Raw genomic sequence first — 12,786 nt, 5'->3', positions numbered from 1 at the left:
TACGCGTTACTCACCCGTCCGCCGCTCGTCAGCAGGAGCAAGCTCCCCTGTTACCGCTCGACTTGCATGTGTTAAGCCTGCCGCCAGCGTTCAATCTGAGCCATGATCAAACTCTTCAGTTTAAAAGCTTGCTCACTCAAATTCTTACACTAACAATAACTTAATCGATTCATCATCTAAGATCACAAATCAACATAAAGCGAATTGACGTGTTTGACTCTCGTAAGACTTCAATTTTTTTGATCGCTCAGTGCCCTACTCAGTAAACTAAGCAAAACCCTGTCGATCTTCTGAAGGTCTCAGCGAGCGCCCACACAAATTATCTGATTATCTATTTTAAAGAGCGTCTGACGTGTTGTCGTTCGGCTTGCTTAGCTTGTTGTTTCAGCTAAGTGGCAAAGCGTTGTTTGCGTTGCCGTCCGTGTCAGTGGGTGCGTATAATACATCCTAGAATTTTGAGCGCAAGTACTTTTTGCATTTTCTCTTATATTTTTTTATTTACGTACTTAACTACCAACGTAGCTCAACATCACCCCAGCAGCCACAGCTGAACCAATCACTCCAGCCACGTTAGGCCCCATGGCATGCATGAGTAGGAAATTGTGCTTGTTTGCTTCTAAACCGACTTTATTCGCTACACGAGCCGCCATCGGCACAGCGGACACTCCCGCCGCACCGATGAGTGGATTAATTGGATGAGACGACATTTTATTCATTAACTTCGCCATCAATACACCCGACGCCGTCCCAATGGAAAAAGCAATCAGCCCTAGACTTAAAATTCCTAAGGTTTCAATATTCAAGAAGGCTTCTGAACTCAGTTTTGAACCAACCCCTAACCCAAGGAAGATAGTAACGATATTGATCAATGCATTTTGCGCAGTATCACTTAACCTCTCTACAACCCCACACTCTCGCATCAAATTGCCAAAGCAGAACATGCCCAACAAAGGAGCGGCCGAAGGCAAAAACATAGCCACCAGTAAAGTGACGACAATTGGAAAAATAATTTTTTCTTTTTTCGAAACTGGCCGCAGTTGCTCCATTTTAATAGAGCGCTCTTCTTTGCTGGTCAGAGCACGCATAATTGGAGGCTGAATCAGAGGTACTAATGCCATATAAGAATAAGCCGCCACCGCAATAGCCCCAAGCAGTTCTGGTGCCAAACGGCTCGCCACAAATATCGCGGTCGGTCCATCCGCACCACCAATAATACCAATCGCGGCAGCATCAGCTAAGGAGAAGTCCATTAACCCAGAAGTCCCTAATAAAACAGCCCCAATAACTGTCGCAAAAATCCCAAACTGGGCTGCCGCGCCAAGCAATAAGGTTTTAGGGTTCGCCAGCATAGGGCCAAAGTCTGTCATAGCCCCGACTCCCATGAAAATAATCAAAGGAAATAAACCTGTCTCGATTCCCCCATGATAAATATAGTATTGCAACCCACCTGGAGTTGTCATGTGGCCCTGTGCATCATAAACAGGTGCGGCCATAAACCCTGCTCCAGGGATATTGACTAATACCGCCCCGATACCGATAGGTAACAACAATAAAGGCTCAAAGCCTTTTTTTATTGCCAAGTACACAAGCAGCAACCCAATACAGATCATGACAAATTGCCCAAATTCCAATTGGTAAATGCCAGTATCATGGTAAAGAGTCAGTAATTTATCTTCCATTGTTATCAATAACCTTCTGAATAAGGTGAATACTATAGAACTAAGAGCGTTTGCCCCACCTGAACAGAGTCACCCTCTTTGACATTAATAGACGCCACGACTCCCGATTGTGGAGCGGATATTTCCGTTTCCATTTTCATTGCTTCAAGAATCATAATGACGTCACCTTCTTCAACTTGTTGACCTACCGACACTAAGACTTTAAAAATATTGCCCGATAAAGGCGAAGGAACAGGCTCACTTGAAGCCGTGGCAGGCGCTTTTGCTGTCTCTACAGGTTGAGAGCTCGGTTTAGGTTGGATTGCGCCAATTTCTCCGCCTTCGGATACTTGAACAACAAATTGCTCACCTGATACCGTGACGGTATAGACACTGTCTCCTGATGGGGTGGTACTGGCTTGGACTTTCGTACTGACATTCTGAGTGTCTTCTCCCTTAAGAGCACTAGGAGCGGGCTCAAAAGCACTTGGATTCAGACGGTTTTCCAGAAATTTCAAGCCCACCTGAGGAAATAGGGCATAAGTCAGCACATCATCAATTTGATCATCCGACAATTGAAAACCTTTCTCCGTTGACAAAGCCATTAACTCTTCTGTTAATTTATCTATTTCAGGAGAAAGCAGATCGGCAGGACGACAGGTAATCGGCTCCGCACCATTTAACACTTTTTCTTGCAAAGCTTTATTAAACGGAGCAGGAGCAGCGCCATACTCCCCCTTTAATACCCCTGCAGTTTCTTTAGAGATGGATTTATAACGCTCACCGGTTAGCACATTCAATACGGCTTGAGTGCCGACTATTTGAGATGTTGGCGTTACCAATGGAATGAAGCCTAAATCTTTTCGCACTCTAGGAATTTCAGCCAATACATCGTCAAATTTATCGGATGCACCCTGTTCTTTGAGCTGACTCTCCATATTGGTGAGCATACCACCAGGAACTTGCGCTATCAGGATACGAGAATCAGTACCCCGTAATGACCCCTCAAACGTCGCATATTTTTTACGAACCTCTCTAAAATAGGTCGCAATCTCCTCTAGACGCGCTAGATCTAAGCCCGTGTCACGCTCAGTTCCCTGCAAAGCGGCGACAACCGCCTCAGTGGAAGTGTGTCCGTATGTCATTGACATAGATGAAATGGCCGTATCCACACGATCTATACCCGCTTCAATGGCCTTTAGAATAGTCATATCTGATAAGCCAGAGGTTGCATGAGCATGAAGCTGTACTTCTAAATCCGTTTGCTCTTTCAACAAGCTCACCAATTCAAAAGCATCATAGGGCGTCAAGATACCAGACATGTCTTTGATTGCGATGGAATCTGCCCCCATATCTTCCAAGGTTTTCGCATAATCCACCCAATTTTTAGTGGAGTGCACTGGGCTTTTGGTGTACGAGATCGTGCCTTGTGCGTGTTTGTTCTGCTGTTTAACTGCTTTAATGGTCGTTGCTAGGTTGCGAGGGTCATTCATCGCATCAAAAATGCGAAAGACATCCACCCCGTTGATCGCAGCACGCTCAACAAACTTTTCAACAACATCATCGGCATAATGCCTATAACCTAATAGATTCTGCCCTCGTAGCAGCATTTGCTGTGGCGTTTTTGGCATAGCCTTTTTTAGCTCACGGATGCGATCCCAAGGGTCCTCACCAAGATAACGAATACAAGCATCAAATGTTGCCCCACCCCAAGATTCTAATGACCAAAAGCCTATTTGATCTAACGCCTCAGCAATGGGCAACATATCGTCAATACGCATACGAGTAGCAAATAAGGATTGATGAGCATCACGCAGAACGACATCGGTAATCCCAAGGGGTTGTGTTACTGCTGTCATATTTCAGCCTCTGACAAAAATCATTAATAATAAAGGTGGGTTATTTATTTCTATGCTGATGAATAGCAGCAGTAATCGCTACCACCACTTTTGAATCCATAGTCGAATGAGAACTCGCAACTTGCCTAGAGTTACTTTGCTTAATAGCGGGCGATTCGAGTTTGTCTGGTAGGTCGGGAAAAAAGCGATGAATAAAAGTTGACATAAAGCCTGTTGCATAAATCAATACAACTAAGAATAAGAAAACAAAACCCATCCCTAGTATCATTAACCCCAAGCCATTCTCAAGTAATCCATTCATAGCATCAGTGCCCTTAACATAAGTATCTTGTGTGTCTTCATTGATTGTGATCATATGCACCCTTCTCGGGCTGCTTCTGACCAAGTTGATTATTTTTAATTACAATTCAGAACAGTTTTATATTTTTAACCGCAATAGTTTGACATAATTCGTGAACAATTCAAAAAAAACATCCTTATTTATTGAAAGAAAAAAACAATTTAAAGACATAATACTTGCCGTTGCCCCCATGGAAGGTGTCATGGATCATACAATGCGTCATTTATTGTCAAAAATAGGCGGTATGGATTATCTAGTGTCTGAGTTTGTACGCGTCACTCAATACCCTATTCCTACTTCTTCATTTAAGCGGCTGATACCTGAAAACGCGAATAATTCACAAACTTTTTTTCATCACCCTGTCCATACACAGCTGTTAGGAAGCCATGCCGAATTAATGGCAGAAAGCGCTCTTAATGCAGTGAATGCTGGCGCCTCACATATTGATATAAATTTTGGCTGCCCAGCGAAACGGGTCAATGGCCATGGTGGTGGGTCTGTATTGCTGCAAGATCCTTCTATGCTGTATGACATCATGAACACCATCCGTCTAGCTCTCCCTAAGCAGACACCCTTATCCGCAAAGATTCGTTTGGGATTTAATGATGAAGCATTACTCTTCGATAATGTTGCGGCCATCGAGGCTGCTGGAGTAGGAACTCTAACGATTCATGGGCGCACCAAAAAAGATGGCTACAAACCACCCGCTCGCTGGGAAAAAATTGGCAGGATACAAGATAGAACAAACATGGTTGTGGTTGCAAATGGTGACATTATTGACACTGACTCCCTACTGCGCTGCCAATCTATTACTGGCTGCCAGCATTTTATGATTGGCCGAGGAGCACTCAAAAATCCTTTCACCTTTCAGGTAATTCGGGATCAACTTAATGGCAAAACGTCGCAACCCCCTATCAGCAGTCTCGCCATCATATTTCGTGATTACGCCAAAGCGCTACAACAACATTATGACAACGTGGCGACTTTAGGGCGATTAAAACAGTGGTGTGGCCATCTCCGCTTTGGTTTTACAGATATAAAAGACAACTTGCAATCACTTCGCCGCTGCCAAACGGTAGACGAACTTATACAGACCTTTAATAGCATCGCACTAGAGAAAACATCAACTCTCGCTTAAGCCGAATACCATTCTTTAAATAAATACGCGCAGCGCGACAATATGCAGCAAAGAAAACAACGGCAAGGATGCCATAAGAAAAAATAGGTTTGAATGAAAATAGGCAGGAAAGCCAGAAGGGAGATAAAATATTCAGTAATGGTGCATCCGAGAGGATTCGAACCTCTGACCGCTCGGTTCGTAGCCGAGTACTCTATCCAGCTGAGCTACGGATGCACAACAATAACTGATTGTCTTTCGACACTGTTATCTTTAATAAAAGATGAGGTAATCGATCTCTAAAAGACAGATTGGGAATGGTGCATCCGAGAGGATTCGAACCTCTGACCGCTCGGTTCGTAGCCGAGTACTCTATCCAGCTGAGCTACGGATGCACAACAATTATCCAACGACCTTTTGATCAATTAAGATCTTTTACAAAAAGAGAGGATAGTCTCTAAAAGATAAATTTGAAATGGTGCATCCGAGAGGATTCGAACCTCTGACCGCTCGGTTCGTAGCCGAGTACTCTATCCAGCTGAGCTACGGATGCAAAATTTTCAAACTTTTCATCATACTTTAGATAATCAAAGATTGGATCTAAAAAATGAACTTGGATGGCGGAGAGTGAGGGATTCGAACCCTCGATGAGTGTTAACCCATACACCCTTAGCAGGGGCGCGCCTTCAGCCACTCGGCCAACTCTCCGTAACAAGTGGTGCGCATTATATACGACACACCTGCCTTGTAAACCCCTTTTTTAAAAAAAAGTTATTCTTCAGTTTTTTCGCCGTTCTGTTCTTTTTGAATGCGAAGGTAAATCTCTTCACGGTGAACAGATACATCTTTTGGCGCATTAATACCAATACGCACTTGGTTACCTTTAACACCTAATACGGTTACAGACACTTCGTCACCAACCATCAACGCTTCACCAACACGACGAGTAAGAATAAGCATAATATTTCTCCCTAGAATTCCTTTATTCAATAATCGCGAATCGCCCTACAGTTATTGTAGGGCGATTCCTACAAAAGGAATTGTAACGCTAAGAGAAATAATTAGCCAACTCAATTTTGTGGTTATATTGTGACCAAGTTGTCACTTTTTTGTGTCCATTGTGTGAGAAGGTGTTACTCCTCACTCACACCGGCAGCACTATCACTCAACTTAAAGGCCGAATGCAAAGCACGTACAGCCAATTCTAAGTACTTCTCACCAATGATCACAGACACTTTAATCTCTGATGTCGAAATGAGCTGAATATTAATAGACTCTTTCGCCAGAGCCCTAAACATGCTGCTGGCAACCCCCGCATGCGAACGCATACCGACTCCAACAATGGATACCTTGGCAATCTTCGCATCGGACATTACCGTACGAGCCCCAAGCTCTCCCTCAATCCCCTTAAGAATAGACAGTGCTTTATCATGATCATTTCGATCGACAGTAAAGGTAAAATCCGTTGTGCCATCAGCAGAGACGTTCTGAACAATCATATCCACTTCAATGTTCGCATCACTGATAGGACCAAGAATACGTGCAGCAATACCTGGTGTATCAGGCACCCCTTTAAGGGTTAGTTTGGCTTCATTACGGTTAAACGCAATACCTGAAACAGCTGGCTGCTCCATGTTTTCATTCTCCTCTGTAGTAATCAAAGTGCCTTCACCTTCTGAAAAACTTGATAGAACCCTTAACGGGACTTGGTATTTACCCGCAAATTCAACAGCACGAATTTGCAACACTTTTGAGCCCAAGCTCGCCATTTCCAACATTTCTTCAAATGTGATTTTATCCATGCGACGGGCACTGTCTACAACACGAGGGTCCGTTGTATAAACCCCATCGACGTCGGTATAAATTTGACACTCATCGGCTTTTAGCGCTGCGGCCAAGGCCACGCCGGTGGTATCGGAACCACCACGACCAAGCGTTGTAATATTCCCCAGTTCGTCGGCCCCCTGGAATCCTGCTACCACAATAACGCGGCCAGCATCAATATCGGCACGCATGGCTTCTGTGTCTATCTTTTGGATTCGAGCTTTACCATGAGCGTTGTCAGTCGTAATACGAACCTGAGAGCCCGTATATGAGCGAGCATCTAAACCTCGCTTCAGTAGTGCCATCGACAACAAAGCAATGGTCACTTGCTCGCCAGTGGATAACAAGACGTCCATTTCACGAGTATCGGGGGCCGCTTGAATATTTTTCGCCAACTCAATTAGCCGATTGGTTTCGCCACTCATGGCGGAAACCACTACCACAATATCATCACCCTGTCGCTTGTGCTTAAGCACTCGGTCGGCAACGGCTTCGATACGCTCAACCGTACCCACCGACGTACCGCCGTATTTTTGAACTAACAACGCCATAGCTTTCTTCTACTCACAAAAAATGCTCAAAGATGAGCGAATCGATTTAAACGCGCTCGGCAACCCAATCGGGTACCGCCGCTAATGCTTCTGCCAACCCGGCTGGATTGTTACCGCCAGCTTGTGCCATATCAGGACGACCACCCCCTTTACCATCCACAAAGGGTGCGACCATTTTTATCAAATCACCGGCTTTTATTTGTTTGGTTAGCTCTTTCGTTACGCCAGCAATCAAACTGACCTTGCCATCATTTACTGCGGCTAATAACACAACCGCTGATTCAAGCTTACTCTTTAGCTCATCCAGCAAATCACGTAACGCTTTAGGGTCACTTACTTCCACTTGTGCCACCAGCAACTTACCACCATTAATATCAACGGCCTGAGAAGCCAGATCCGCTCCAGCCAGTGCCGCCATTTTCCCTTTCAGCACATCCAACTCTTTTTGTAAGGCGCGAGCGTGATCATTTAGTGCCACAACTTTATCTAGCGCCGAGTCTTTATTGCCTTTTACCAAGCTAGCAATATTATTAAGAGCCGCTTCGGTTTGGCGCGTAGCATCAATTGCTGCCTTACCTGTGACCGCTTCAATACGACGAACCCCTGCTGCAATACCGTTCTCAAAAAGAATCTTGAACAAGCCGATATCACCGGTACGTTTAACATGCGTACCACCACAAAGCTCAATGGAATAATCCGCCCCCATTGTCAGTACACGCACCTGGCTATCGTATTTTTCACCAAACAGCGCCATGGCACCTTTCGCCTTCGCCGCTTCAATATCCATGATCTCTGTCTCAACAGGACGGTTTAAACGAACTTGCTCATTCACCATGTCTTCAATTTGCTCGATCTCCGCTGCGGTTACCCCTTCAAAATGAGAAAAGTCGAAGCGCAAACGCTCAGAGTCAACCAAAGAGCCTTTTTGCATCACATGGTCGCCTAGCACACGTCGTAATGCTTCGTGCATTAAGTGCGTAGCTGAGTGATTCAATGTGGTTGCCATACGCAGAGAACGATCTACCTGACCAGTAACCTCATCCCCTACGGCCAAACGACCTTCTTTTAACTCGCCATGATGCAAATGAGCCTTACCTTGTTTTGTCGTGTTAGTGACTTTAAAGGCACCCGCACCACGCAACCAACCTTGATCGCCTACCTGACCGCCGGATTCACCATAGAAAGGTGTCGATTTCAATACCACTACGGCCGATTGACCCGCTTCGATTGCTTCGACAGCGTTACCATCAACAAGAATCATCTCAACTTCACACGCCCCCTCTAGGTGGTCGTATCCAGTAAAGTTTGTAATTGACTCAATACGCACACCACCAGACATATCCATCGCAAAGTTGCTTGCTGATCGGGCACGATTACGCTGTGCTTCCATGGCTTCATCAAAACCCGCCACATCCATCTCAAGGCCACTCTCACGGGCAACATCCTGAGTTAAATCGTATGGAAAGCCAAAGGTGTCATAGAGTTTGAAAATGATGTCGCCAGGGATCACCGTTTTATCGCCTAGGTTCGCAATCGCTTCTTCAAGAATTTTCATTCCTTGATCCAGGGTTTTTGCGAACTGCTCTTCTTCTTTCAATAAAATAGACGCGACACGATCTTTTAGTTTGCGAAGCTCTGGGTAAGCCTCACCCATTTCAATATCTAATGCGTCGACCAGCGTATAGAAGAATGTGCCTTTTTGCCCCAGTTTATTACCATGGCGAACCGCGCGACGGATGATACGACGTAAGACATAGCCACGGCCTTCGTTAGAAGGCACCACACCATCAACGATCATAAATGAACAAGAGCGAATATGGTCTGCAATCACGCGTAGCGATTGAGAAGATAAATCACTTGTCCCTACCGCTTTAGCAGACGCGGCAATTAAGTTTTGGAATAAATCGATTTCGTAGTTGCTGTGAACACCTTGAAGAATCGCCGCGATGCGCTCTAATCCCATCCCGGTATCAACAGAAGGTTTTGGTAACGGTGCCATGGTCCCATCAGCCGAGCGATTAAATTGCATGAAGACCACGTTCCAGATTTCGATGAAACGGTCACCGTCTTCTTCTGGAGAGCCTGGAGGCCCACCCCAAATGTGCTCACCGTGGTCATAGAAAACTTCTGTACAAGGTCCACAAGGCCCAGTGTCGCCCATCGCCCAGAAATTATCAGACTGATAACGGCCACCCTTATTATCGCCAATGCGAATAATTTTCTCGGCTGGTAAACCGATATTTTTATGCCAAATATCGAAGGCGTCATCGTCTTCCGCGTAGACAGTGACGAGCAACTTGTCTTTTGGCAGTTTTAGTATTTCTGTTAGAAACTCCCATGCGTAAGCAATGGCTTCTTTTTTGAAGTAATCACCAAAACTAAAGTTACCAAGCATTTCAAAGAAAGTATGGTGACGAGCTGTGTAGCCCACGTTCTCCAAATCATTATGCTTACCACCAGCACGGACACAGCGCTGCGCGGTTGTCGCTCGCTTATAAGGACGGATGTCTTCCCCAAGAAAGACGTCTTTAAATTGAACCATACCTGCATTAGTAAACAGCAAAGTAGGATCGTTTCCAGGAATCAAAGAGCTGGATTCAACAATCTGATGCTGCTTACTTTCGAAGAAGGATAAAAATGACTGGCGTAACTCAGAACTCTTCATAATTGGATGAGTCTCTATCTCTTAATTAGTTTGGCGAATTGAACTGCGCGAATGGCCTATAAAGATGCCAACTCTGTGCAATGAAAAGCACAAAATAGTACACGCAAAGGATAGGTATTTTCAAAAGAAACCGAGGGGATTTTAAGCTTATTTTGCACAAAACTTAAGCAAAAGTACGATTTCTCTTAGGAAACCGACTTTTGCCTACTGTTTTTTGAAGAATACTAAGCGTTTTCCTCACCAAAGAGGTAACGATAATGTGGCCGTGCTGTCATACGAGTGACTAATTCATAACCTATGGTCCCCGCATGGCGGGCAACGTCCTCCACAGGAACCTCCCCGCCCCAGAGAACCACCTCATCACCCATTTGCGGCACATCCCCCTCCTCAGTCCGAACCGTAATCATGTCCATGGAGACCCGACCAGCCAAGCTGGCTAAGTGCCCCTTAATCTGTAAAGGGGTGCCATTTTCAGCATGGCGCGGGTAGCCATCGCCATAACCAACGGCCACCGTCGCCAAAACATGATCTTCCGGTGCAACATATCCCAGTCCATAGCCAACATGATCCCCTTTTCGCAAAGACCTTGTTGAAATCACTTTGGAAGATAAAGTCATGGCAGGGCGCAGCCCAATAGAACGGCCACTAACTTCAGAAAACGGAGAAATACCGTACAGCATGATGCCTGGGCGAATCCACCCCCCTTCAGGCACTTGCCACTTCATAATGGCAGCCGAATTAGCAACACTGGCTTCAATCGGCTCCCCTAGACTCTGTCGGGTTCGTTCAAAGTAAGCAAGCTGATCCAGCGTTGCGGAATCGGACAAATCGTCGGCACAGGCAAAGTGTGTCATCAATACAACTTCGCCCACTTGACCACTGTTTTTTAATGCTGTGACAAAAGGTGGTGCTGTGTCTTTATCCACACCAAGGCGATGCATACCAGAATCTAGTTTCAAAAATACTTTTTCTATACTGACTTTGCTATGAGTCAATGCCTCTAGTTGCTGAGCATTTTCTAGCGCCGACCAAAAGCCATGCTTTTCACAAAGATGCCATTCGTCCTCTTCAAACACTCCCTCTAACAACAATATGGGGGACTTTACCCCCGCTTCTCGCAATGACATTGCTTCTTCGATGGCAGCGACCGCAAAGGCATCCACCTCATCATCCAAATATCGCGATACTTCAATTGCACCATGCCCATAGGCATTGCTTTTTACCACAGCAAACGCCTTACAAGTCGGCTGTAACTTTTTCGCATAACGATAATTATAGAGAATGGCCTCTAAATCGATCGTTGCGGTGAGTGGCCTTGCCATGTTTACCCCTTATTACTGATAACGTTGAACAGAAAGGTCTTGAGAGTCAATCTCAGTTTGATCACCCGACATAATGTCAGCAATAACAGCAGCGGAACCACAACTCATCGTCCATCCCAGCGTACCGTGACCAGTGTTCAAATACAGACCATCTACGCCACTACGCCCAACCACTGGCGTACCATCTGGTGTCATTGGACGAAGCCCAGTCCAATAATCTGCTTGTGACAAGTCGCAACCTTGATTAAACAAGTCTTTCACTACGTGCGTAATGGTTTCAGTACGCACTTTCGGCAAATCTAAATTATATCCATTGAGCTCTGCGGTCCCCGCAGCACGAATACGTCCCCCTAGGCGTGTCACTGCTACTTTATAGGTTTCATCCATCACCGTTGACGTAGGCGCGAACTGGGTGTCGGTGATGGGCACGGTTAGGGAATAGCCTTTCACTGGATAAATAGGAATGGAAATATCAATTGCTTGCAGCATTTCCTTAGAGAAACTTCCCATGCAAACCAAGACATTATCCACATCAAGATCACCTTGACTGGTTTTAATCGCGCGAATTTTACCACCTTCTACCACCAAGCGATCAATGCTCGTGTTAAATTTAAAGGTTACCCCTAATTCATCACAATGTTTTTTCAACTCCTGACAGAAAATAAAGCAGTCGCCTGTTTCATCACCAACTAGACGCAATCCGCCTTTAAATTTATCAATGACTGGCGCCAACCCTGGCTCTACTTCTAAAATTTGTGTCGGTGTTAATACTTGATGCGGCACATTCAGCGCTTTAAGTACCTTGATGTCTTTTTCAGACGCCTCAACTTGCTCATCTTTACGAAATAGCTGAGTCAGACCACCTTGCCCATCATCGTACTGAATACCAATCTCTTTGCGCATGGCAATAAATTGATCTCGGCTGTATTCAGCCAACGCCACCATACGAGATTTGTTCACGTCGTAAGCTTTTTCGGTACAGTTGGCAAGCATCTTACCCATCCAGACCACTTTTTTTAGTTCTGGTTCGGCACTGACTTTTAATGGCGCATGTTTTTGCATCAACCATTTAATCGCTTTGAGCGGAATGCCAGGTGCAGCCCACGGCGCTGAGTAACCGGGGGAAATTTGCCCCGCATTGGCAAAGCTGGTTTCTAAGGCAACGCCTTCTTGACGATCAACCACCGTCACCTCAAAGCCTTTTTTCGCCAAATAATACGCCGAGGTTAAACCAACAACACCCGCACCTAATACACAAACACGCATAGACACCACCTAGAGAGATATAAAGTTATTTAAACTATTTTCACACAGTAAAAGCAGTTTTATCATCTTATTTTTATAATTTTATAAGTTATATGAACTATTAAAATTCGATTTTTCAGTTTATTTGACAAATAGAGATAGGCTTTTTATTTTGTGCAGAAATCAGCTCTGCGAGTCAATCTGC

The 12,786-nt window shown here is 45.1% G+C and carries 9 protein-coding genes, 4 tRNA genes and 1 rRNA gene; 1 reads left to right on the top strand and 13 read right to left on the bottom strand.

Annotated elements, in window-relative coordinates; translation table 11 throughout:
* The 4 genes from MSP8886_RS21505 to MSP8886_RS21490 all read right to left on the bottom strand — a co-directional run.
* A 16S ribosomal RNA gene (locus MSP8886_RS21505) occupies positions 1 to 122 on the bottom strand; the annotation flags it as partial.
* 384 nt (positions 123 to 506) lie between these two features.
* Positions 507 to 1,679 (bottom strand): sodium ion-translocating decarboxylase subunit beta, encoded by a 1,173-nt coding sequence (locus MSP8886_RS21500; protein WP_067021084.1) that lies wholly within the window; start codon positions 1,677 to 1,679, stop codon positions 507 to 509.
* A gap of 32 nt (positions 1,680 to 1,711) precedes the next feature.
* A complete protein-coding gene (gene oadA / locus MSP8886_RS21495) occupies positions 1,712 to 3,517 on the bottom strand; it encodes a sodium-extruding oxaloacetate decarboxylase subunit alpha (RefSeq protein WP_067021081.1) in 1,806 nt (601 codons plus the stop codon).
* 40 nt (positions 3,518 to 3,557) lie between these two features.
* Complete coding sequence (locus tag MSP8886_RS21490; protein ID WP_245659171.1) at positions 3,558 to 3,872, bottom strand: OadG family protein; 315 nt, start codon at positions 3,870 to 3,872, stop codon at positions 3,558 to 3,560.
* 175 nt (positions 3,873 to 4,047) lie between these two features.
* Between MSP8886_RS21490 and MSP8886_RS21485 the strand changes: the two genes are divergently transcribed.
* Positions 4,048 to 4,995, top strand: coding sequence for a tRNA dihydrouridine synthase (locus tag MSP8886_RS21485; RefSeq protein ID WP_139063194.1), 948 nt, complete (start codon positions 4,048 to 4,050; stop codon positions 4,993 to 4,995).
* Positions 4,996 to 5,134: 139 nt separating this feature from the next.
* Here the strand turns inward: MSP8886_RS21485 and MSP8886_RS21480 are convergent.
* From MSP8886_RS21480 to MSP8886_RS21440, 9 genes are all read right to left on the bottom strand, one after another.
* Positions 5,135 to 5,211 (bottom strand) — tRNA-Arg (locus MSP8886_RS21480).
* A gap of 81 nt (positions 5,212 to 5,292) precedes the next feature.
* Positions 5,293 to 5,369 (bottom strand) — tRNA-Arg (locus MSP8886_RS21475).
* A gap of 81 nt (positions 5,370 to 5,450) precedes the next feature.
* Positions 5,451 to 5,527: transfer RNA gene (locus MSP8886_RS21470), tRNA-Arg, on the bottom strand.
* Between the two features lie 65 nt (positions 5,528 to 5,592).
* Positions 5,593 to 5,682, bottom strand: a tRNA-Ser gene (locus tag MSP8886_RS21465).
* A gap of 63 nt (positions 5,683 to 5,745) precedes the next feature.
* Complete coding sequence (gene csrA, locus MSP8886_RS21460; RefSeq protein WP_067021078.1) at positions 5,746 to 5,934, bottom strand: carbon storage regulator CsrA; 189 nt, start codon at positions 5,932 to 5,934, stop codon at positions 5,746 to 5,748.
* 173 nt (positions 5,935 to 6,107) lie between these two features.
* Positions 6,108 to 7,349 carry an aspartate kinase gene (locus MSP8886_RS21455; protein WP_067021074.1) on the bottom strand — a complete coding sequence of 414 codons (1,242 nt, stop codon included), beginning with the start codon at positions 7,347 to 7,349 and terminating at the stop codon, positions 6,108 to 6,110.
* A gap of 46 nt (positions 7,350 to 7,395) precedes the next feature.
* A complete protein-coding gene (gene alaS / locus MSP8886_RS21450) occupies positions 7,396 to 10,014 on the bottom strand; it encodes an alanine--tRNA ligase (protein WP_067021071.1) in 2,619 nt (872 codons plus the stop codon).
* 224 nt (positions 10,015 to 10,238) lie between these two features.
* The gene (alr, locus tag MSP8886_RS21445) at positions 10,239 to 11,336 is read right to left on the bottom strand and encodes an alanine racemase (RefSeq protein ID WP_067021068.1); all 1,098 of its coding nucleotides are present in this window, start codon (positions 11,334 to 11,336) and stop codon (positions 10,239 to 10,241) included.
* A 12-nt stretch (positions 11,337 to 11,348) separates the two neighbouring features.
* Positions 11,349 to 12,602 carry a D-amino acid dehydrogenase gene (locus tag MSP8886_RS21440; protein WP_067021065.1) on the bottom strand — a complete coding sequence of 418 codons (1,254 nt, stop codon included), beginning with the start codon at positions 12,600 to 12,602 and terminating at the stop codon, positions 11,349 to 11,351.
* Between the last annotated feature and the right edge of the window lie 184 nt (positions 12,603 to 12,786).

It is taken from the genome of Marinomonas spartinae (assembly GCF_900089775.1).
GTDB classification, from domain to species: domain Bacteria; phylum Pseudomonadota; class Gammaproteobacteria; order Pseudomonadales; family Marinomonadaceae; genus Marinomonas; species Marinomonas spartinae.
Note: the sequence above shows the minus strand (reverse complement) of the source record. Positions and strands in the feature narration are given on the sequence as shown.